The following is a 21,213-nucleotide window of genomic DNA, read 5'->3' on the forward strand; positions in this document are numbered from 1 at the left end:
CGGACGCGCTGAAGCGGAGCACGACCGTGCCGTCCGGCCCGGCCGAGACCAGGCCGTCCAGATCGCCCTTGCGCACCTTCTCCAGGGCCGGGCGGGTGATCCGTACCGCCCCCTCGGGTTGTTCAGCCGCGGGTGCCGGCCTCGGTGGCGAGCGCGGCACCGGCCCGGCGGAGCCAGCGGACCGCCTGGGTGCGGGCCCGGTCCGGGCCGCCGGCGAGCCGGGTGAGGGTGAGCACACCCTCCTCGGACGACTCCCCGGCGACGATCCGCGCGGTGACCCCGGCGCGACAGGCTCGGGAGAGGACCTCGCCGACGACCTTGCCGAGCAGGCTGGTGGCGTCGAACCGGCCTTCGCCGGTGACCACCAGGTCGGCCCCGGCCAGCGCCGCGTCCAGGCCGAGGAGGTCGGCGACGGCCACCGCACCGGGGGTGACGGTGGCGCCCCAGGCGGCCGTCAGGCCGTAGGCCGTGCCGCCGGCCGCGCCCGCCCCGGGCTGCTCCGGCTCGCCGCCGAGCAGCTCGGAGAGCCGGCGCAGGCCCGCTTCGAGCAGCTCGACGTCGGCGGGGGAGGCGCCCTTCTGGGGGCCGTAGACGGCGGCGGCGCCCGCCGGGCCCAGCAGTGGGTTGGCGACATCGGTGAGCAGCCGCACACCGCCGGGCGGGGCGGCCCGGAACCGGCCGCGGTCGAGCCGGTGGGCCCGGTGGAGTGCGCCCCCGCCGTCGGGCAGGGGCACGCCGTCGGCGTCCAGCAACTGCAGGCCGAGCGCCGCCAGCAGACCGGCGCCGCCGTCGGTGGAGGCGGAGCCGCCCAGGGCGATCAGGAGCCGCCGCGCTCCGGCATCGAGCGCGGCGGCGACGAGCTCGCCGGTGCCCCGGGTGGTGGCGGTGAGCGGGGCGGGACCGGACAGCAGGGGGAGCCCGCTGGCGGTGGCGAGCTCGACCACGGCGGTGCCGTCCGGCAGCAGTGCGTACTCCCCGTCCACCGGGCGGCCGTCGGGGCCGGTGCAGCCGCCCACCCGGGTGGGGGCGGCCCCCGGGTGGGCGGCCAGGACGGCGGCGAGGGTGCCCTCGCCGCCGTCGGCCATGGGGCGGAGCGCCAGGTGGTCCGCCGGTCTGACGGAGCGCCAGCCGTCGGCCAGCGCCCGGGCGGCGTCGGCCGCGGTGACGGTGCCCTTGAACGAATCCGGCGCGAGGACGACCCTCACGAGGTCTCCACGTGCGCGCGGTGGCGGTCGATCATGGTCCGGAGCGTCCGGTCCCCGGCGGTCCGCCAGACCTGCTCGTTGAAGATCTCGACCTCGATCCAGCCGGTGTAGCCGGCCTGGGTGACCATGGCGGTCAGCGCGGCGAAGTCGATGTGCCCGTCACCGACGTGGCCCCGGCCGAGCAGGGCGTCGGCGGGCAGCGGCAGCGTCCAGTCGCAGACCTGGTACGAGGCGATGCGCTCGCCGGCCCGCGCGATCTGGCGCTCCAACTCCGGGTCCCACCAGACGTGGTAGCTGTCCACCACCACGCCGACCTGCTCGACGGGGAAGAGCTCGGCGAGGTCGAGGGCCTGCCCGAGGGTGGAGACCACGGCGCGGTCCGCGCAGAACATCGGGTGCAGTGGCTCGATCGCCAGCCGGACACCGAAGTCCCCGGCGTGCGGGGCGAGTTCGGCCAGCAGCTCGGCGACCCGGCTCCGGGCCCCGGCGAGGTCGCGGCTGCCCGCGGGCAGTCCGCCGGCCACCAGCACCAAGGTGTCGGTGCCGAGTTCGGCGGCCTCCTCCAGGGCCTGGAGGTTCTCGGCGAGGGCTGCCCGGCGGCCCTCGGGGCCGGTGGCGGTGAGGAATCCGCCTCGGCACAGGGTGCTCACCGCCAGGCCCGCGTCCCGGACCAGCCTGGCGGCCTCGGCGACCCCGGCCTCGGCGACCTTGTCCCGCCAGAGTCCGATCGCCGGTACTCCGGCGTCGACGCAGCCCTGGACGGCCTCGGGCAGGCTCCAGTGCTTGGTGGTGATCTGGTTGAGCGAGAGCCTGGTCATGCGGCCACCCCCGCCAGGGCGAGGAACTGCCGCATCCGGTGCACCGCGAGGTCCGGGTCGGGCAGGACGCCTGCCAGGTCGGCGAGCCGGAACAGCTCGACCAGGTGCGGGACGGACCGCCCGCTCTGGGCTCCGGCCACCATGGTGAAGTGGTCCTGGTGGCCGGCCAGCCAGGCGAGGAAGACGATGCCGGTCTTGTAGTGGTAGGTGGGCGCGGCGAACAGGTGCCGGGCCAGCGGCAGGGTCGGGGCCAGCAGGGCGTCGTAGCGGGCCAGGTCACCCGCGTCCAGCGCGTGCAGGGCGGCGGCGGCCTGGGCGGCGATCGGGTCGAAGACACCCAGCAGGGCGTGGCTGTGGCCGAGTTCGTCGCCCCGGATGAGCTGGGGGTAGTTGAAGTCGTCGCCGGTGTAGAGCTTGACCCCGGCGGGCAGGGCGCGGCGCAGGGCGATCTCACGGTCCGCGTCGAGCAGCGAGACCTTGATGCCGTCGATCCGGCCGGCGTGCTCCTTGACGAGCGTGAGCACCGTCTCGGTGGCCCGGTCGAGGTCGGCGGAGCCCCAGTAGCCGGCCAGCGCCGGGTCGAACATCTCGCCGAGCCAGTGCAGGATGACGGGCTGCCTGGCCTGGCCGATCAGCCGGCCGTACACCCGCAGGTAGTCGTCGGGGCCGTCGGCGGTGGCGGCGAGCGCCCGGCTGGCCATCAGGATCGGCTGCGCGCCGGCCGCCTCCACCACCTCCAGCTGCTGCTCGTAGGCGGCCAGGATCACCGGCAAGGTCGCGGTGGGGTGGGTGAGTTGGTCGGTGCCGACGCCGCAGGCGAGCCTCCCCCCGACGGCACCGGCCTCGGCGCCGGAGCGGGTGATCAGCTCCTTGGTGGCCGTCCAGTCCAGGCCCATGCCGCGCTGGGCGGTGTCCATCGCGTCGGCGACACCGAGGCCCAGCGACCACAGGTGGCGGCGGAAGGCGAGGGTGGCCTCCCAGTCGACGGCGGCGGGTGCGCCCGGTGCGTTGGGGCCGAGCGGGTCGGCGACCACGTGCGCGGCCGCGAAGGCCGTCCGGTAGGCGGCGGCGGTGCCGGGCAGGTCGAGCGGGTCGGGCTCGCGCAGCCGGAGGGAGCCGGTGCCGGGCAGGGTGATCTCGGCCATCAGAGCTCCAGCGCGGGGACGTCGAGGCGGCGGCCCTCGGCGGCGGAGCGCAGGCCCAGCTCGGCGAGTTGGACGCCCTTGGCGCCCGCCAGCAGGTCCCAGCGGTACTCGGAGCCGGTCACCACGTGCCGGAGGAACAGCTCCCACTGCACCTTGAAGCCGTTGTCGAACTCCGCGTTGTCCGGCACCTGCTGCCACTGCGAGCGGAAGGACTCGGTGACCGGGAGGTCCGGGTTCCAGACCGGCTTCGGAGTGGCCGCGCGGTGCTGGAAGCGGCAGTTGCGCAGCCCGGCGACGGCGCTGCCCTCGGTGCCGTCCACCTGGAACTCGACCAGCTCGTCGCGGTCCACCCGCACGGCCCAGGAGGAGTTGATCTGGGCGGTGATGCCGCCCTCGAGCTCGAAGATGCCGTACGCGGCGTCGTCGGCGGTGGCCGGGTACGGCTTGCCCTGCTCGTCCACACGCTGCGGGATGTGGGTGGCGGTGTGGGCGTAGACCGAGCGGATCGGGGCGATGAGGCCCTCCAGCACGTACTGCCAGTGCGGGAACATGTCGAGGATCATGCCGCCGCCGTCCTCGGCGCGGTAGTTCCAGGACGGGCGCTGGGCCGCCTGCCAGTCGCCCTCGAAGACCCAGTAGCCGAACTCGCCGCGCACGGAGAGGATCCGGCCGAAGAAGCCGCCGTCGACGAGCCGCTTGAGCTTGAGCAGGCCGGGCAGGAAGAGCTTGTCCTGCACCGCGCCGTTGCACACCCCGGCGGCGCGGGCCAGCCGGGCCAGCTCCAGGGCGGCCTCGACCGACTCGGCGGTGGGCTTCTCGGTGTAGATGTGCTTGCCGGCGGCGACGGCCTTGCGGATCGCCTGCTCGCGGGCCTGCGTCACCTGGGCGTCGAAGTAGATCTCGGCCAGCGGATGGGCCAGGGCCTCGTCGAGCGAGGTGGTCCAGTGGGTGAGGCCGTGCCGGTCGGCGAGCTCCTTGAGCTTGTGCTCGCTGCGGCCGACCAGGATGGGCTCGGGCCACAGGACTTCGCCGTCGCCGAGCGGCAGGCCGCCCTGCTCGCGGATGGCCAGGATCGAGCGGACCAGGTGCTGGCGGTAGCCCATCCGGCCGGTGACGCCGTTCATCACGACGCCGATCACTCTGCGGGACATGGGGGCTCTCCTCGTGTGGTGTGGTGCGGGGTGGCTGGCGGGCCGTCAGGCGGTGCGGTGGATGGCCTCGGGCAGGACGGGGTGGGCGAAGGGCAACCCCGCCGTGTAGCAGGCGAGTTCGTCGGCGGCGGCGGCCGCCATCCGGTGCAGCTCGTTGCCGAGCGAGCCGGCGATGTGCGGGGTGAGCAGCACGTTCGGCAGCTCGTACAGCGGCGAGTCGGCGGGCAGCACCTCGGGGGTGGTGACGTCCAGGACGGCGCTGAGGCGTCCGGCGACCAGCTCCTCGACCAGCGCGCCTTGGTCGATCAGCGACCCGCGGGAGGTGTTGACCAGTGTGGCGCCGTCCGGCATCAGGGCCAGCATCCGGCGGCTGATCAGGTGGTGGGTGTCGGGCAGTTCCGGTGCGTGCACGCTCACCACGTCGCTGAGCGTGCAGAGTTCGGGCAGCTGCACCGCGCGGGCGCCGAGTGCGGAGGCCTCGTCCGGCGTCACGTACGGGTCGTGGAGCAGGAGTTCGAGATCGTACGGGCGGAGCAGCTCCAGCACCCGGCGGCCGATCTGCGAGGCGCCGACGATGCCGACGGTCTTGCGGTAGTTGCCCATCCCGGGGTGGGCGTGCTGCCAGTCGCGCCGGGCCCGGTTCTGCCGGTACTCGTGACTGATCCGCAGCGCCTGCTTGTTGGCGAACAGGACGGCGGCGACGGTGTACTCGGCGACGGGCAGGGCGTTGGCCCAGGCGGCCGAGGTGACCTGGATGCCGCGGGCCCAGACGGCGTCGGTGACGTGGTGCTTGACCGAGCCGGCGGCGTGCAGGACGGCGCGCAGCCGGGGGGCGGCCGCGAGCACGGTCTCGTCGATCGGCGGGCAGCCCCAGCTGCTGACGATGATCTCGGCCTCGGCCAGGGCGGCCCGTGCCTCGGGGGTGGTGAAGTCGTCGACGACCAGGGCGGGGTCGAGGTCGGCCAGGCTGGTGAGCCGGCCGAGGGTGCGGGCGTCGAGCAGGTTGGGGGCGAGCTCGCGGTGCATGGCGAGCACGGCTCGGGGACGGGCGTGGGTCACTTGACGCTCCCTGCGGTGAGGCCCGCCTTCCAGTGGCGCTGGAGGGAGACGAAGGCGACCACCAGCGGTACGACCGCGAGCAGCGAGCCGGTCACCACCAGTGGGTAGAAGGTGGGTTCGCTGCGGGTCAGGGTGTTCCAGGAGTAGAGCCCGAGGCTGACCGGGAAGAGCTTGCTGTCGGTGAGCATCACCAGCGGCAGGAAGAAGTTGTTCCAGATGGCGGTGAACTGGAACAGGAAGACCGTCACGAAGCCGGGCATCACCATCTTCAGGCCGATCGACCAGAAGGTGCGCAGCTCGCCCGCGCCGTCCATCCGGGCGGCCTCCAGCACCTCGCCCGGCACGTAGCCGGCGCAGAACACCCGGGCGAGGTAGACCCCGAAGGGGTTGACCAGGCTGGGGAGCAGCACGGCCCAGAAGGTGTTGACCAGGCCGACCTTGGAGGCCACCAGGTACATCGGCAGCGCGAGCGCCGTGGTGGGCACCAGCACGCCGAGCAGCACCAGGCCGAAGAGCTTCTCCTTGCCACGGAACTGGTAGACCTCGAAGGCGTAGCCCGCGCAGACGCAGACGAACGCGCAGAGCAGGGCGCCGCCACCGGCGTACAGCAGGGAGTTGAGGTACCAGTGGAAGTAGATCCCGCCGTCGGTGGTCGCCAGGTCGTGCAGGTTCTGCCCGAGGTGGACGTTGGCGGGGGTGAGCGTGTTGCCGCCGAGCAGGTCCGGGGTGTTCTTGGCGGCGGCGGTGACCAGCCAGCCGAGCGGCAGCAGGGTGTAGAGGGTGAACAGCAGCAGTGCGCCGTTGACCACCGCCTTGGACAGGTATGCGGGACGGGGGCTCATGCGGTGGCCTCCGCTCGGCGCTCGGACCGGCCACGGGTGGCGCGGGTGACGACGAAGGACAGCGCGGCGGCCGCCAGGGCGAGCAGCACGGAGGAGGCCGCGGCGAGACCGTAGTCGTTGTGGTCGAAGGCGGCGGTGTAGGCGTACATGTTGGGTGTCCAGGAGCTGACCACGGCGGGTGCGTTGCGGTAGAGGACCATCGGTTCGGTGAAGAGCTGCAGCGAGCCGATGACGGTGAACATGGCGACCATCGTGACCGAGGCGCGGATCAGCGGGACTTTGACGCTGAGGGCGGTGCGCAGCGGGCCTGCGCCGTCCATCAGGGCGGCCTCGAGCACCTCGCGCGGGATGGCCTGCAGCGCGGCGTAGAAGATCACCATGTTGTAGCCGGTCCACTCCCAGACGGCCATGTTGACCACGGCGGGCACCGGGTGGCCGAGCAGGTCGAGGTGGGCGCCGGCCGAGTTGAGGGCCTCGACCACCGGGCTGATGCCCGGGGTGTAGAGGTAGGTCCAGATCAGGGCGGCGATGATGCCCGGCACGGCGTGCGGCAGGAAGAGCGCCAGCTGGAAGAAGCGCTTGGCCCGGGCCAGCGCGGAGTCCAGCAGCAGGGCCACCAGGAGCGAGAGGCCGAGCATCACCGGGAGGTAGAGCAGGCAGTACTGGATGATGGTCAGGAAGCCGGCCCGGTAGGCCGCGTCGCCGAGTGCCCGGGCGTAGTTGCCGAAGCCGGTGAAGACCGTCTCGGTGCCGCCGAAGCCGAGGCCCGAGCTGTGCTCGGTGAACAGGCTGAGGTAGACCGCGTAGCCGATCGGCACCAGCATCACGGCGGCGAAGAGCAGCAGGAACGGGGCGAGGAACAGGGCCGGGGCCCCGCCCCCGCGCCGCCTGACGGTGGCGGCGCGGGGGGAGTGCTTGGGGGACGACCCAGGAGCGCGGCTGGTCATCGGGAGACCTTGAGGCCGCGGTTCCTGAGCTCGGCGAGGGTGGCCTGCTGGGAGGCGTCGACGGCCGCGCCGACGGTGCCGCCGCTGGTCAGCTTGGAGAAGGCGTCCTTCATGGCGTTGTTGGTGACGCTCATGGCCGGGCCCCACTGCCAGTCGGGCCGGATCGCCTTGGCGGCGTCGACGAACACCGAGTAGATGTCCTGCCCGCCGTAGAAGTCGGTCTTGAACGCCGCCTTGGCGGTGGGCACGAGGTCCGGGTCGGCGGGGAAGAGCGAGGAGGTGCCGGAGGCGATGCGAGCCTGGATGCCCTCGGGGGTGGTGGTCGCCCAGGTGGCGAACTCCACCGCGGCCTGGGCCTTCTTGCTGTCCTTGGAGACGGCGAAGGTGGTGCCGCCGAGCATGCCGCTGGCGGGCTTGCCGTCCCAGGTCGGGATCGGGGCGACCGCCCACTTGCCCGCGGCGTCGGGGGAGGAGGCGAGGGTGGACTTGAGCACGCCGCCGCCCCAGGCCGCGCCGACGTACCCGGCGGTCTCGCCCTTCTGCAGCGAGGCGGTCCACTGCTGGCTGAACGAGGGCTGGACGCGCACCAGGTCGTCGGCGATCAGCTGCTGCCAGTAGTCGGTGACGCGCTTGGTCTCGGGGGAGTTGATGTCGACGCTCCAGGTGTCGCCGATGCCGGTGAACCAGTGCGCGTCGTTCTGCCAGGCGAGCGCTTCGAGAGTGCTCGGGTCGTCCGGGAGGAAGGTGCCGATCCGGGTGTTCGGCACGGCCTGCTTGAGCTTCTGGGCGTCGGCCCGGTACTCGTCCCAGGTCTTGGGCGGGGTGGTGATGCCGGCCTGGGCGAACAGGTCCTTGCGGTAGAACAGCGCCTGCGGGGCGGCGTCCAGCGGCAGGCCCCAGGACTTCTTGGCGAGGGTGGTGAGCTCGACGGCCTGCGGCAGGTACTTGTCCTTGAGGGAGGCCGGGACGAGCTTGGTGATGTCCTGCACGGCGCCCTGGCTGACGAAGTCCGGCAGCGCCGCGTACTCGACGTTGAACAGGTCGGGCGCGTTGTGGGCCTTGGCCGCGTCGGAGATCTTCGCGTAGCCGCCGGCCACGCCGGACGGGATCTGCTGGAAGTCGACGTGGACGTCCTGGTGCGAGGCGTTGAACGCGTTGACGACGTCCTGGGTGCCCTTGGCCCAGCCCCAGAAGGTGATCGTGACCGGGCCGGAGCTCGCGCCGGTGTCACCGGAGCTCCCGCTGCCGCAGGCCGCGACGAGGGAGAGGGCGAGCACGCCGGCGGTGGCGGCTGCGGCGAGGTGCGCTCTGCGCGGGCGAGCGGTGGTGGGGGTGGTCGACATGGCGCGGCTCCTGAGGAGGGGGCGGAGTGCCGTTTGAGGCCGGTCGTCGGAGTGGTCGACGGTCGGCGAGGTGTGGCCATCCTGCGACCACCTTCGATCGGAGTCAAGAGATTGCGATCAATTGATCTGATGTGATCCGATCGTAACTCGCCCTAGGGGTAGGGATTCCCCGGTGAACTGGGGGCTTGGGTGGGCGTCGGGGTGAGCTGGCAGATCATTTTCTGATCGTCTTGACGAATGATCCGCGACTTCCTAGATTCGATCGGCCGCCCCGAGCAAGGAGAGCCCCACCATGCCGCCGATCGCGCTCCCGCCCGAAGACCGGACGCTCAGCCCGTACACCGGATGGACCAGGGCCCACTGGGAGGCGGTCGCGGACGGCCTGCTGGCGTCCGTGGGGCGCTTCGCCGGGCCCGAGCACGCGCTGATCACCCTGCCCGGCGAGCGCCCGAGCATCTCGGGGCGCCGCTCCGACGCGCTGGAGGGGTACGCCAGGACCTTCCTGCTCGCGGCCCTCCGAGTCGCGGGAGCCGGCGGAGCGGACCCGGCCGGTCTGCTGGACCGGTACGCCGAAGGGCTGGCGGCGGGCACCCGGACCCCGACCGCCGAGGGCGACCTCGCCGACGGTGACCTGGTCTCCTGGCCGCTGATCACCGAGCGGCGCCAGGCTCTGGTGGAGGCCGCGTCGATCGCCGTCGGCCTGCGCCTGACCCGTCCGTGGCTCTGGGACAGGCTGGACGGGCGGACCCGCGAGCAGGTCCGGGCCTGGCTCGCCCCGGGGCTCGCGCCCTCGCCGGTCGACAACAACTGGTGGCTCTTCCCCGCCATGGTCGGCGCCTTCCTGGCCGAGGCCGGGCTGGACCACGACGGTGCCGGGCAGCGCGCCGTCGACCGCGGGCTGGACCGGATCGAGCGGTGGTACCTGGGCGGGGGCTGGTACACCGACGGCCGCCCGCGCGCCTTCGACCACTACAACGGCTGGGCGCTCCACCTCTACCCGCTGCTGCACGCCCACCTGAGTGGCGACCAGGGGCTGCTCGGCACCTACGGCCCCCGGCTCGCCGCCCACCTGGGCGGCTACGCCCGCACCTTCGGCGCCGACGGCGCCCCCGTGCACCAGGGTCGCTCGCTCGCCTACCGCTTCGCGGCCGCCGCGCCGCTGTGGGCCGGCGCCCTGACCGGCCACACCCCGCTCTCCCCGGGCACCACCCGCCGCCTGGCCTCCGGCGCGCTGCGGTACTTCGTCGACGGCGGCGCGCTCGACGCGGACGGCCTGCTCCCGCTCGGCTGGTTCGGCCGATACCCCGCGATGGTCCAGAGCTACTCCGGCCCGGCCTCGCCGTACTGGGCGAGCAAGGGGTTCCTGGGCCTGCTGCTGCCCGCCGACCACCCCGTGTGGACGGCGCCGGAGGAGCCCGGACCGGCCGAGACGGCGGACGCCGTCACCGCGCTCCCGGAGCCCGGCTGGCTGATCCAGTCCACGGCGGCGGACGGCATCGTCCGCCTGCACAACCACGGCAGTGACGACCAGCCGGCCGACCAGGTGCTCCCCGACGACCCGCTCTACGCCCGGCTCGCCCACTCCACCGCGACCGGGCCCGCCTTCGACGGACCGGCGGACAACCACTTCGGGCTGGTGGTGGACGGCGAGCTCAGCGAACGCGGCCGGATCCGCCCGCTCGGCACCGGCGAGGGGTGGGCCGCCTCCGCCCACCACCCCCGGACGGGCGGGTGCGCAGCGGACGGAGTCACCGTCACCTCGCTGACCCTCGCCCGAGGTGCCGACGAAGTCCGGGCGCACCTGGTCAGCGGTGCCCGGCCCGGCAGCGAGGTCCGCCAGGGCGGTTGGGCGGCGGCCGGTGCCACGGCCGAGACCACGGCGGACGGCCTCGGCGCCGCGGTGCGCGCCGACGGGCGGCTGGTCTCCACCCTGCGGGGCGCCCACGGCTTCACCACCGCGGCCTGCCACCGGCTGGCCGGCGGCACCGCCTTCGGGCCGGCCGCCGCCGTACCGGTGCTCACCGGCCTGACCGGCGCCGAGGCCGCGCTGTTCGTCTGCACCGCCAGGCTGGACCGGTCAGGTTCCGTGGGCGGAGAGCCCCGGGTGCGTGTCGAGGCCGGCCAGGTGCGCGTCGACTGGCCGGACGGCACCGTGCAGGAAGCCCTCCTCGCACCCGGCGAGGTCACCGTCACCGTCACGTCGGGGAGCTGACCGCCGTGCGCCTTGCCTTCTCTACCCTCGGCCTCCCGGGCCGCCCGCTCGCCGACGCCCTCGGCCTGGCCGCCACGCACGGCTGGGCCGGGCTGGAGCTGCGCTGCGCCCCCGGCGAGGCGGTGCACCCGGCGATGACCGCGGCCGAACGGTCGGCGGCCGCCCGGGAGTTCCGCCGCAGCGGCATCACCGCGCTGACCCTCGCGGGCTACGTCGGCGTCGCGGCTCCCGGCGACGATGCCGAGACGGTCGCCGAGTTGCGCGGCCAGCTGCGCCTGGCCGCCGATCTCGGCGCGCGGTACGTGCGGGTCTTCCCGCGCGGCGGCGACGGACCGGCGGCCGAGGCCGACGAGCGGGCGGCGCGGCGGCTCGCGGCCGTGGCCGACGGCGCGGAGGCCCTGGGCGTGCGGATCCTGCTGGAGACCCACGACTCGCACCGCGCCGGACGGGACGTGGCCCGGGTGCTGGACCAGGTGCGCCACCCCGCGGTCGGTGCGCTGTGGGACGTGATGCACACCCACCTCGCCGGGGAGGGGCCCCCCGAAACCTGGGCCGCCCTCGCGCCGCACCTCGGGTACGTCCAGGTCAAGGACATCGCCGGCCCGGGCGACCTCGCCCCGCTGCCGCTCGGCGCCGGCGTGCTGCCGCTCGCCGAGTGCCTCGGGCTGCTGCCCCGCGACTGCTGGGTGTCCTGGGAGTACGAGGCGCCGTGGTTCCCGGACGCCCCGGCGCTCGACGGCCTGCTCGGGCCCGGCGCCGCCCTGCTGGCCCGGCTCGCCGGCTGAGCCGGATCAGTCGGCGGCGCCGCCGCAGGAGGTGCGGACCATCAGCTCCGGCAGCAACTGGACGTGGTGGACCGGGAGTTCCGTCCCGTGCTCGATGCGGCGCAGCATCAGCTCGACGGCACCGGCCCCTACCGCGCGCTTGGGCGGGGAGACGGCGGTCAGGGGCGGTGAGGCCAGCGCGGCGAAGACGTCGTCGTAGGAGATCAGCGCCAGGTCGTCGGGCGCGCGCAGCCCCCGGGCGCGCAGCAGCGGCGTCAGCTGGATCGCCTCCTGGTCGTTGTGGACCAGGAAGGCCCGCACGCCCTGGCCCACGGCCTCGGTGATCTGGGTGGCGAGCTGCTCGGTCTCGATGCCCGGGCGGTGGATGTCGATCACCGGCCGAGGGTCGAGACCGAGCAGCCGGACGCCGTCCTCGTACCCGGCCCGCACCTGCCCGGCCGTCCAGGAGTCCAGCCGGGCGGCCAGCGCCACGGACTCGTGGCCGAGCGCCTGCAGGTGCCGCAGGGCGAGCAGCACGCCGTGCCGGTGGTCCGAGCCGACCGAGTCCAGCTCGGCGGCGGCACTGTCCGGTGGGGCGGGCCGCTCGACCAGGACGGCCGGGACCGGCAGCTCGCGCATCCAGCCCGTCTCCACGGTCTCCGCTCCCGGCCGCCAGTTCGGCGTCAGCAGCAGGCCGTCCAGCCCGGCGTCGAGCAGCTGGTCCACCTGGGCGCGGTCGTCCGCCGACTCGTAGGTGGAGATGCCGAGCACCAGCCTGGCCCCGGCCGCCACGGCGGCGGTGCGGGCGCCGTCGATGATCTCGTCGAAGTACGAGCCGACCGTGGGCACCAGCATGCCGATGACCCGGTCGCGGCCCTCCGGGCCGGGGGCGGAGTTGTCGTGGGGCAGGGAGACGGCGCCGTGCGAGCGGCGCAGCCGGCCCGCGTCGGCCAGGGCCGCGACGTCCCGCCGCACGGTGACCGCCGCGGTGCCGATCCGGTCCGCCAGATCGATCACGCGGACGGTGCCCAGCTCGCGGACGACCTCGAGGATCCGGGCCCGCCGTTCCTCCGCCGTGATGGTCATGTCCCTCTTCTCCCTGCCCGGCAACCCGAGGCGGTGGCGCGCTGCCCGGACCGATCGGATATCACTTGCTCATGTTCTGATCGAGTACACAGTAGGCGACGCGCGCTCGGCGCGGGAAGGTCAGGAGGTGATGACCTCCAGCTGCGGCGGGTTTCCGGAGCTCAGCCTGGTGTCCAGGACGACGGCGAGACCGGCGGTACCGGCCGGCTCGAAGACGGCGAGCGCCGCCGTGCCGTCGCCCCCGGCAGCGGTCCGGGCGGCGGCGACCGCACCGGTGACGTCGAGGCCGACCCAGTCCGCCCCGGTGGAGAGCGCCCCGGTGCCCAGCGCCGTGGTGCGGCTCGGAGCGGTGTTCCAGGTGGCGCCGGTCTCGGTCCAGCCGTCGGAGGCGAGGCCGAACGCCTGGAGTGTGGTCTGCGTCCCGGCGGAGTCCTGGACGTTGCCGTGCACCCACAGCACGGCCCGGGAGACCCTGCCGGTGAGCCCGGAGAGGTCGAACTTGAGCAGCGACTGGCGGTTGTAGCCGTTGTTCGCGGCGTTGCTGTTCTTCACCACCATGGTGGTCGCATTGCCGTAGTCGGTGTTCCCGTAGGAGCCGTCGCGGACGTACGTGGAGGCGTTCGCCGCGAGCCGGGCGGCGGTCGCCGACGCGGGCGCGGTGCCCGAGCTGCCGATGGTGGCGGTCTGGCTCGCGCCGTGCTTGCCGCCGGTCTCCGCGATCAGGCTGACCTGCCCGGAGGTGGAGAGCACGGTGATGCCGGCGGCCGAGGTGACGGAGGCGTAGCCGGTGCGGGCGATGGTGACCTCGACGGTGGTGGCGGCCCGGGTCGGATCGCTGACGGCCACCGTCATGGCTCCGCCCTGCTCCCGGACCAGCACCGAGCACGGGCCGGAGGCGGTGACCGGGCCGGCCGATCCGGCGGCGAAGAAGTTGGCCATGGTGAGGCCGAGCGCGGGGCAGCTGATCGCCTGCACGGTGGACGTGTTGGCGAGCACGGTGACGTCAGGGTTCGCGGCGCGGTCGGCGGCCTGCGCGGCGGTCGCGCCCGGCATCAGCTGGTAGGAGTAGCTCGCCCCGGTGGGGTCGGTGCCGTGGTCGAACCACATCGTGAGGTAGTTGCGGGTGATCGGGGTGGTGGCGGAGCCGGTGTTGATGTCCGACCATGCGCCGGTCCGGGCCTCACGCTTGACGCGGACCGTCGCGCCGGCGGGGAAGACCCAGGCGCCCATGCCCTTGACGGCCATGGACCGGGCGCCGGTGAAGGTCTGCCCCCAGCCGAGGGTGGTCGGCTGGGCGGTGCCGTCGATGGTCAGGACCGCGCCGTTGCCCGCCCCGAGGTTGCGGTTGTCGACGGTGGTCTGCACGCCGACGCCGTCGGTGCAGGTGATGCCCGCGCCCAGGCAGTACACCGAGTCGTCCAGCAGGAACCAGGACTTCCTGCCCGTCAAGGTGGACTGCAGTCCGCGGACGTCCTGGCCCACCACCGAGTAGGTGCCGTCGGTCGCGCCGCCGGCCCAGGCGGTGCCGGGGTGGGAGCCGCCCCAGGCGGGGCCGGCGGCGTCGGCCAGGGCCAGCGTGGAGACGGTGGTGCCGGGGAGCTTGTACGGGTCGACCGTCGGCCAGAAGGCGTCCGCGTACTGGCCGTTGCCGTAAGTGTCGCCGTACCAGTAGAGCATCCCGCTGTTCTGGTGCCAGCCCTTCAGGTTCTCGCCGTTGCCGGTCTCGTAGAAGGTGGTGCGCGAGGAGCAGATGCTCAGCTGCGCCGCCCAGCCGGGGCGGCGGTGGACGGCACGGTCCATGCCGAAGACCTTGCTGTTCACGGGCTCTGCGGCCGAGGTGACCGTGGAGTCGTTCAGCAGAGTCTGGGCGCGGGCGAGTTCGGGTACGGCGAGGTTCGGGTTGTTCAGCAGGGGCTCGTAGTACTGGCGCTGCAGCCAGCCCTTGACCATGGACTTCCAGGCGGCCGCCCGGTCGGGCGGCACCGCGCCGGAGGTGGCGAGGCGCAGGATGTCGGAGACCACGCCGTGGCCCCGGTTGTTGTCGTCCTGCTGGAACTGCGCCGGGTTGTTGGTGGCCCCGATGCCACGGCTGACGGCGCGGCCGCACACGCCGTCCATGACCAGGCCGTTGAAGACGAACGGCGCGAAGGCCGTGTCCACCGCCGCGTAGAAGTTCTGCACGGCGGGGTCGGTGATCGCCCAGGCCGTCCCGGCGGTCAGGGCGAGCAGCTTGCCCAGGTCGCCGAGCAGGACGTCGCCGTAGGTGCCGGCGTACGGGACGAAGCTGTGCTGGACGAAGCTGCCGTCCGGGTAGAAGCCGTCGCCGCCGAGTACGTACGGGAGGACCGGGGAGAGTGCCGTCTGCCCGGTGGTCAGGGCGGACGGGCTCTTGCCGAGGACGCCGCGCAGCATCAGGACGCGGCAGAGGTCGACCCGGTTGGCGCCCGTGCTGGTGCCGCTGTAGGTGGCGACCGCGGCGGCGGGGACGAAGTGGTCGACCGCGGCGCAGTAGCCCGCGATCCGGGCGGCGGTCAGCTGGGGGTACAGCAGCAGCGCGGTGTCCAGCAGGCGCTGCGGGGCGCCGATCTGCCAGTCCCACCAGTTGTTGTAGGTGGTGGTAGCGGGGGTGTAGGCGTTGTTGTCCAGCCAGTCGAGCCCGGTGAGGATCGCGGTGGCGAGCGCGGCGCTGCCGGTGACGCCCGTGTTCGGCTGGACGTACGCCGTCGCCATGGTGCGGAGCCGGTCGTAGCTGCTGGTGACGTTGGCGGAGACCGAGCCGATCGGCAGGTCCGGCCAGAGCGAGCCGGTGGTGGGCGCCATCGACGTCCGGTACGAGTCGGCCTGGGCCCCGAGGGTGGCGAGCACGCCGGCGTACGGTGCGGCCGTCGGGTCGAAGCCGCTGCCGGTGAGCAGTTGCACCCAGGTGGCGCGCATGGCGTCGTAGCCGTCGGCGGCCCGGGCCGTGGCCGGACTGATCAGCTGCGCGGCGCCGGCCAGGGCGACGGTGGCACCGGCCAGTTGGAGCAGGCGGCGGCGGTTCATGGTGGCGGTGATGCGACTGGCGGGCTGAACGGTGTCCACAGGGCGTCCTCCTCGATGAACCCCCCGATCCCGAATGGAGAGGACCGTAAGGGCGCTTTCCGGGGAGGGTCAATGAGCCCGGAGCACATGACCGAGCACATGATTCGCGGCGGCTCGTCAAGGGCCGTCACGGAAGGCGAGACCGCGGTTTCCCTGGTGGGGGACGGACCGCCGACGGGGCGATTCATAGGGAAGTCATCTGCCCGATCGGGTGTTGACGCCGTCCGGATCGTGCCGAATCCTGGGCGGGAACGGTGCCCGTGATCAGTCAGGCTCCGTCGGGTGACGGACCTGGGAGAACGCATGACCGGCTCGGTTCACCGACCGGCCGACGCGCCTGAAGCCAGGGGGCTGAAGTTCCGTTCGGTCGCGGAGCGCCTCCGTCAGGAGATCGGGGAGGGCCGCTGGCCAGTGGGCGGACGGCTGCCGAGCGAGCCGGAGCTGGCCCGGGTGCACGGCGCCTCCGTCAGCACCGTCCGCCGCGCGGTCGCGGAGCTGGTCGCCGAGGAACTGGTGGTGCGCCGCCAGGGCTCGGGCACCTACGTGCTCGGCCAGGGGGCGGCCCGCAGACGCTCCGCCCTGGTCGGAGTCGTCGTGCCCGACACTGCCTTCTACTACCCCCGGGTGCTCGCGGGCATCGAGGAGGAGCTCAGGAGGGCGGGTGCGCGGTCGGTGATCGCCTGTTCCGGCTACGACCAGGACCGGGAGCTCCGGGCGCTCGCCGACATGCTCGACGCGGGTGCCGAGGGGCTGCTCCTGGTACCCACGCTGGCCGGGCCGCAGACCCCCGAGGAGTACCTGGCCCGGCTGGCCGGGCTGCCGGTGCCGACCGTCCTGGTGGAGCGGCGGGGGACGAGCCTCGGCGACACCACCGAGAGCGTGTGCACCCACCACGAGGCCGGGGGCTACGACGCCGTCCGGCACCTGGCCCGGCTCGGCCACCGGACCATCGGCCTGGTGCTGCGGCTGCACAGCCCGACCACCGAACCGGTGGCGCTGGGGTTCCACCAGGCCGTCCGCGAACTCGGTCTGACCGGAGCCGAGTTCAGGGCCGCACGGGAGGAGTGGAGCCCTGCCGCGGCAGACCGCTGCCTGGCCTGGCTGCGTGCTGCGGGCGCCACGGCGGCCGTCTGCTTCGGTGACCGGCAGGCGGCCCTCCTGGAGGCCGCCTGCCGTCGGGCCGGGTTGGGCGTCCCGGGCGATCTGGCGCTGGTCGCCTACGACGACGAGATCGCCGACCTCGCCGAAGTGCCGCTCACCGCCGTGGCGCCGCCCAAGCACCTGCTGGGGCGGACGGCGGCGGCGGTGCTGCTGGACCGGCTGGAGCGCCCGGAGGAGGCCCGTCGGCAGGTGCTGCTGCGGCCCGCGATCACCGTGCGCGACTCCTGCGGAGCCGCTCGGGCGACCGGGCGCTGACGGGATCACGTCGCACAGCTCGAACCGGACCGGCGATCCAGGAGCACCACTTCAGTGGCCGGTCCCGCCGCGGGTCGGACCGGCGGTGCCTGGGCTGGTCGGGCTGGTCGGGCTGGCCGGGCTGGCCGAGCCGCTCGGGTCGGCGCTGGGGGAGGCGGAGGGGTTCTGCTGCGGGGCGGCCGGCAGGCTGACGTGGGGGAACGACGTCGCGGGGACGTCGTCCAGAGCGCCGCTCATCGCGGCGCGCCAGAACGGACCGGCGACCTGGGCACCGAACGCCTGGGCGATGCGGGAGCCGCCGAGCCGCTGGCCCTGCAGCGCCTCCTGGGTGCCCATGTCGCTGACCACGGTGGCGCCCACCAGGTCGGGGGTGTAGCCGACGAACCACACCTGCTTGCCCTCGTTGGTGGTACCGGTCTTGCCCGCGTTGTCGCGGTCGTCCAGACCGATGCCCAGCGCGGTGCCGCCGTCCTGCACCACACCCTTGAGCATCTCGGTGACGGTGTCCGCGGTGGTCGGCGACATCACGCTCGAGCAACTGCTCGGCGGCACCGCCAGGTTCTTGCCGCCGGGGCCGGTCACCGAGGTGATCGCGGTCGGCGCGCAGTAGGTGCCGTGCGAGGCGAAGGCGGCGTAGGCCGCGGCCATGCCGAGCGGGGTCAGCGAGTTGACGCCGAGCACCATCGCCGGGACGACGTCCAGCGGCTTGCCGCCGGCCTGCTGGCTGATACCCAGTTTGTTGGCCATCTTCGAGGTCTCGCAGAGACCGACCTCGCCCTCCAGGGTGGCGAAGTAGGTGTTGATCGATGCGGCCAGCGCGCCGGGCATCGCGAAGTTGCCGGCCTCGCTCTGCGAGTCGTTGTGCACCTGGTCCTTGGAGGCGTTCCGCCTGCCTTGGCAGTCCGTCATCGCGGGCCACTGGATGCTGTAGGGAGTGTTGTAGGTCGTGTCGGGGCCGAGGCCGGACTCGAGTGCCGCGGCGGCCACGATCGCCTTGAAGGTGGAGCCGGTCGGGAAGCCCTCGCCACCACCCATCGCCTTGCCGACGTTCAGGTTGAGGGTGGTCTGGGAGTTGGCGTCCAGCCCGTACGGGCGGCTCTGGCCCATCGCCAGGATCTTGCCGGTGCCGGGCTGCACCATGCTCATCACGGCGACCGGCTTGTCGGTCGGCTTGGCCTTGGTGGTGAGCGCCTTGTTGAGCGCGGTCTGCGCCTTGGGGTCCAGGGTGGTGCGGATCTGCAGCCCGCCGCGGTTCCACAGCGTCTGGCGGTCGGCGGCGGTCGCCCCGAAGACCGGCTGGCTCAGCACGAGTTTCTTCACGTAGTCGCAGAAGAAGCCCTCGCCGTTCCCGGCGGTGATGCAGCCCTGCTGCGGGCGGCTGACGTTCAGCTGGATGTCGGTTTTGATCGCCGCTTCCGCGTCGGCCCGGCTGATGCTGCCGTACTGGGCCATCTTGTTGAGCACGGTGTCGCGCCGCTCCTTGGCGGCGGCCTTGTGCAGGATCGGGTCGTAGCTGGTCGGCGACTGCTCGATGCCGGCCAGCAGCGCGGCCTGCGGCAGGTTCAACTGGCTCGCGTGGACGCTGAAGTACCGCTCGGAGGCCGCCTCGATCCCGTACGCCTGCTCACCGAAGAAGGTGATGTTCAGGTAGTTGGTGAGGATCTGGTCCTTGGTGAGGGTCTTCTCCACCTCTATCGCGTACCGCATCTCCTGCAGCTTGCGGCCCACCGTCTGGCGCTGCGCCGCCTGGACCTTGGCCTGGTCGTCGCCGGCCTCGTCCACGAAGACGTTCTTCACGTACTGCTGGGTCAGCGTCGAGGCGCCCTGGGTGCCGCCGCCGCCCGCATTGTTGCCGAGCGCGCGGGCGATGCCCTTGGGGTCGATCGCGCCGTGCTGGTAGAAGCGGTTGTCCTCCACGTCCACCAAGGCCTTGCGGACCAGCGGCGATATCTGGTCGGCCGGCACGACGGTGCGGTCACGGGCGTAGGCCGTGGCTATCAGGTTTCCGGCCGCGTCGTAGATGAACGATGCCTGGGACAGCGGCGGGGCCTTGAAGTCGTCGGGCAGGTTCTCGAAGCCGTCGGCCGCGGACTTGGCGGCCAGGCCGACTCCTCCGACGAACGGCAGCGCCATGCCGGCCAGCAGCACACCGGCGGTTCCGCTCACCAACAGGAAGCGCAGGCCCAGCGCGCCGAACACGAGCGGGCCACGGACTCGGGTCGAATTCTTTGACTCCACGTCAGGAGCGTACGGTCCGATCATGTGAGAATCACGCCCCGAGCCACCCCCATTCGTCACAACATCGACACAACCCGGCTCCGGTGGCCACCAGCTGCCCGCTCGGGGGTCCAGAAGCGACGGCCGCGCCGCACCGCGCGCCGTCCGTGGCCCGGCGTGCCGAGCGGCGCCGCCGGGCCGAGCGGGCGGCGATCAGTCCGCCGTGGCGATCAGCGGCTGGAGGAGGATGTCGGGTTGGGCGCGCTGGAAGGCGTTCAGCTGCCACTTGTCGGCGAAGAGGGCCAGCAGCACGTCATCCGAGCGGCGGGTGAGCACCTCGCCGTTGATCAGGCGGGACTTGGCCAGGGCCGCGGCGCCTTCGGCGTCGGTGATCCGGGCCACGCGGTAGGAGAGCTGGTCGAGGGCGATCGGGGAGGAGAACTCGTGCTCCATCCGGTGCAGGATCACGTCGAACTGCATCGGGCCGACCGCGGCCATGACCGGCGCCTGGTCGCCGCGCCGGTCGGAGACCAGCACCTGGATCACGCCTTCCTCGTCGAGCTGGGCGATGCCCTTGCGGAACTGCTTGGACCGGCTGATGTCCTTGGGCCGGGCCACCGCGAAGTACTCGGGGGCGAAGGCGGGCAGCGACGGGAACTCGGCCTTCTTGCCGGTGAAGAGGGTGTCGCCGACCCGCAGTGCGCTCGCGTTGATCAGGCCGACAACGTCGCCGGGGTACGCGGTGTCGACCACCGTGCGCTCGGCTCCGAAGACGGTGTGCGCGTACTTGGTCGCGAACGAGCGGCCGCTGGCCGCCCGGGTGACGTGCATGCCGCGCTCGAAGACGCCGGAGCAGACCCGGACGAAGGCGATCCGGTCGCGGTGGGCCGGGTCCATGTTCGCCTGGATCTTGAACACCAGGCCGGAGAACTCCTCGCCGACCTCGCGGCTGCCGCCCTTGGCCAGCGGGCGGGGCCCGGGAGCCGGAGCGAGGTCGACCACGGCGTCCAGCAGGAGCTTCACACCGATGTTGGTCAGCGCGGCGCCGAAGAAGACCGGGCTGATCTTGCCGGCCTCGAAGGCCTCCTGGTCGTAACCGGGGCCGGAGGAGAGCATCAGCTCCAACTCCTCCAACGCGGTCGTCCAGGCCTCGCCCTCCTGCTCGGCGGCCTGCTCGGAGGTGAGCTGCTCCTCGAGCGCGGCGTGCGTGCCGGCCGGCACCTTGGTGTAGCGCAGCATCTGCTCGGTGTTCTCCGCCTCGACCAGGCCGCGCAGGTTGCCAGCGTTGCCGACCGGCCAGACGACCGGGACGGGGGTGATCCCGAGGTGCGTCTCGATGTCCTCGAGCAGGGTCAGTGCCTCCCGGCCGCGCCGGTCCCACTTGTTGATGAAGGTGATCACGGGTACGCCGCGATGGCGGCAGACCGAGAAGAGCTTGCGGGTCTGCTCCTCCAGGCCCTTGGCCGCGTCGACCAGCATGATCGCGCAGTCGACGGCGGCCAGCACCCGGTAGGTGTCCTCGGAGAAGTCGGCGTGGCCGGGGGTGTCGACCAGGTTCATCACATGGCCGCGATAGCCGAACTGCAGCGCGGCCGAGGTCACCGAGATGCCGCGCTCGCGTTCCAATTCCATCCAGTCGCTGGTCACGCCGCGACGGTCACCCTTGGCGTGCACCGCACCGGCAGAAGTGATCGCCCGCGCGTGCAGTGCCAGCGCCTCGGTGAGCGTGGACTTGCCCGCGTCCGGATGGCTGATCACAGCGAAGGTCCGCCGGCGGCCGGCCTCATGAAGGACCTGCGGGACGGGGATTGACTGGACGGTGCTCACGTGTTCCCTCGGGTACGCATCGGCAGCAGGCCGGGTGGCGTCTCCGTACCTGGTGAGCCGGGGATCAGGTCCGCAGGCCCAGGGAGCGATAATATGCTGT

The 21,213-nt window shown here is 72.9% G+C and carries 15 protein-coding genes; 3 read left to right on the forward strand and 12 right to left on the reverse strand.

The window, feature by feature from the left end:
* Positions 1-122: 122 nt before the first annotated feature.
* From ABT095_RS29685 to ABT095_RS29720, 8 genes are read right to left on the reverse strand one after another with little or no spacing between them, the layout of a single operon-like run.
* Positions 123-1,205, reverse strand: coding sequence for a glycerate kinase (locus ABT095_RS29685; RefSeq protein WP_350532633.1), 1,083 nt, complete (start codon positions 1,203-1,205; stop codon positions 123-125).
* The gene (locus ABT095_RS29690; RefSeq protein WP_350532634.1) at positions 1,202-2,023 is read right to left on the reverse strand and encodes a sugar phosphate isomerase/epimerase family protein; all 822 of its coding nucleotides are present in this window, start codon (positions 2,021-2,023) and stop codon (positions 1,202-1,204) included. The genes ABT095_RS29685 and ABT095_RS29690 overlap by 4 nt, the downstream gene beginning before the upstream one ends.
* Complete coding sequence (locus ABT095_RS29695; protein WP_350532635.1) at positions 2,020-3,168, reverse strand: dihydrodipicolinate synthase family protein; 1,149 nt, start codon at positions 3,166-3,168, stop codon at positions 2,020-2,022. Before ABT095_RS29695 ends, ABT095_RS29690 begins: the two co-directional genes overlap by 4 nt.
* Entirely contained in the window at positions 3,168-4,319 is a 1,152-nt protein-coding gene (locus tag ABT095_RS29700; RefSeq protein ID WP_350532636.1) for a Gfo/Idh/MocA family protein, read from the reverse strand. Before ABT095_RS29700 ends, ABT095_RS29695 begins: the two co-directional genes overlap by 1 nt.
* Before the next feature lie 45 nt (positions 4,320-4,364).
* Complete coding sequence (locus ABT095_RS29705; protein WP_350532678.1) at positions 4,365-5,345, reverse strand: hydroxyacid dehydrogenase; 981 nt, start codon at positions 5,343-5,345, stop codon at positions 4,365-4,367.
* Positions 5,346-5,374: 29 nt separating this feature from the next.
* Positions 5,375-6,220, reverse strand: coding sequence for a carbohydrate ABC transporter permease (locus ABT095_RS29710; RefSeq protein WP_350532637.1), 846 nt, complete (start codon positions 6,218-6,220; stop codon positions 5,375-5,377).
* Positions 6,217-7,167, reverse strand: coding sequence for a carbohydrate ABC transporter permease (locus ABT095_RS29715; RefSeq protein WP_350532638.1), 951 nt, complete (start codon positions 7,165-7,167; stop codon positions 6,217-6,219). The genes ABT095_RS29710 and ABT095_RS29715 overlap by 4 nt, the downstream gene beginning before the upstream one ends.
* The gene (locus ABT095_RS29720; protein ID WP_350532639.1) at positions 7,164-8,510 is read right to left on the reverse strand and encodes an ABC transporter substrate-binding protein; all 1,347 of its coding nucleotides are present in this window, start codon (positions 8,508-8,510) and stop codon (positions 7,164-7,166) included. Before ABT095_RS29720 ends, ABT095_RS29715 begins: the two co-directional genes overlap by 4 nt.
* Positions 8,511-8,802: 292 nt before the next feature.
* On the opposite strand from ABT095_RS29720, the gene ABT095_RS29725 reads away from it, so the two are divergent.
* Both ABT095_RS29725 and ABT095_RS29730 read left to right on the forward strand, forming a co-directional pair.
* Positions 8,803-10,722, forward strand: a complete 1,920-nt coding sequence (locus ABT095_RS29725; protein ID WP_350532640.1) for a DUF2264 domain-containing protein — start codon at positions 8,803-8,805, stop codon at positions 10,720-10,722.
* 5 nt (positions 10,723-10,727) lie between these two features.
* The gene (locus ABT095_RS29730; protein WP_350532641.1) at positions 10,728-11,507 is read left to right on the forward strand and encodes a sugar phosphate isomerase/epimerase family protein; all 780 of its coding nucleotides are present in this window, start codon (positions 10,728-10,730) and stop codon (positions 11,505-11,507) included.
* A gap of 6 nt (positions 11,508-11,513) precedes the next feature.
* Here the strand turns inward: ABT095_RS29730 and ABT095_RS29735 are convergent, their stop codons facing one another.
* Positions 11,514-12,572 (reverse strand): LacI family DNA-binding transcriptional regulator, encoded by a 1,059-nt coding sequence (locus ABT095_RS29735; protein WP_350532642.1) that lies wholly within the window; start codon positions 12,570-12,572, stop codon positions 11,514-11,516.
* 120 nt (positions 12,573-12,692) lie between these two features.
* Entirely contained in the window at positions 12,693-15,653 is a 2,961-nt protein-coding gene (locus ABT095_RS29740) for a polysaccharide lyase family 8 super-sandwich domain-containing protein (RefSeq protein WP_350532643.1), read from the reverse strand.
* Between the two features lie 303 nt (positions 15,654-15,956).
* Here ABT095_RS29740 and ABT095_RS29745 point away from each other — a divergent pair, with 303 nt between their 5' ends.
* On the forward strand, positions 15,957-17,069 hold the full coding sequence (locus ABT095_RS29745) for a substrate-binding domain-containing protein (protein ID WP_350532644.1): 1,113 nt from the start codon (positions 15,957-15,959) through the stop codon (positions 17,067-17,069).
* Between the two features lie 51 nt (positions 17,070-17,120).
* Here ABT095_RS29745 and ABT095_RS29750 read toward each other — a convergent pair whose 3' ends face one another.
* Positions 17,121-19,307, reverse strand: coding sequence for a transglycosylase domain-containing protein (locus ABT095_RS29750; RefSeq protein ID WP_350532645.1), 2,187 nt, complete (start codon positions 19,305-19,307; stop codon positions 17,121-17,123).
* A gap of 192 nt (positions 19,308-19,499) precedes the next feature.
* Complete coding sequence (locus ABT095_RS29755) at positions 19,500-21,113, reverse strand: peptide chain release factor 3 (protein WP_350532646.1); 1,614 nt, start codon at positions 21,111-21,113, stop codon at positions 19,500-19,502.
* Positions 21,114-21,213 lie beyond the last annotated feature (100 nt).

It is taken from the genome of Kitasatospora sp. NPDC002227 (assembly GCF_040296285.1).
Classification (GTDB): Bacteria; Actinomycetota; Actinomycetes; order Streptomycetales; family Streptomycetaceae; genus Kitasatospora.

Bases quoted from the DNA above. Each gene is read 5' to 3' on its own strand.
- ABT095_RS29705 (WP_350532678.1), bottom strand. From the start codon at position 5,345: ATGCACCGCGAGCTCGCCCCCAACCTGCTCGACGCCCGCACCCTCGGC.
- ABT095_RS29710 (WP_350532637.1), bottom strand. From the start codon at position 6,220: ATGAGCCCCCGTCCCGCATACCTGTCCAAGGCGGTGGTCAACGGCGCA.
- ABT095_RS29735 (WP_350532642.1), bottom strand. From the start codon at position 12,572: ATGACCATCACGGCGGAGGAACGGCGGGCCCGGATCCTCGAGGTCGTC.
- ABT095_RS29725 (WP_350532640.1), top strand. From the start codon at position 8,803: ATGCCGCCGATCGCGCTCCCGCCCGAAGACCGGACGCTCAGCCCGTAC.
- ABT095_RS29745 (WP_350532644.1), top strand. From the start codon at position 15,957: ATGACCGGCTCGGTTCACCGACCGGCCGACGCGCCTGAAGCCAGGGGG.
- ABT095_RS29720 (WP_350532639.1), bottom strand. From the start codon at position 8,510: ATGTCGACCACCCCCACCACCGCTCGCCCGCGCAGAGCGCACCTCGCC.
- ABT095_RS29695 (WP_350532635.1), bottom strand. From the start codon at position 3,168: ATGGCCGAGATCACCCTGCCCGGCACCGGCTCCCTCCGGCTGCGCGAG.
- ABT095_RS29700 (WP_350532636.1), bottom strand. From the start codon at position 4,319: ATGTCCCGCAGAGTGATCGGCGTCGTGATGAACGGCGTCACCGGCCGG.
- ABT095_RS29715 (WP_350532638.1), bottom strand. From the start codon at position 7,167: ATGACCAGCCGCGCTCCTGGGTCGTCCCCCAAGCACTCCCCCCGCGCC.
- ABT095_RS29690 (WP_350532634.1), bottom strand. From the start codon at position 2,023: ATGACCAGGCTCTCGCTCAACCAGATCACCACCAAGCACTGGAGCCTG.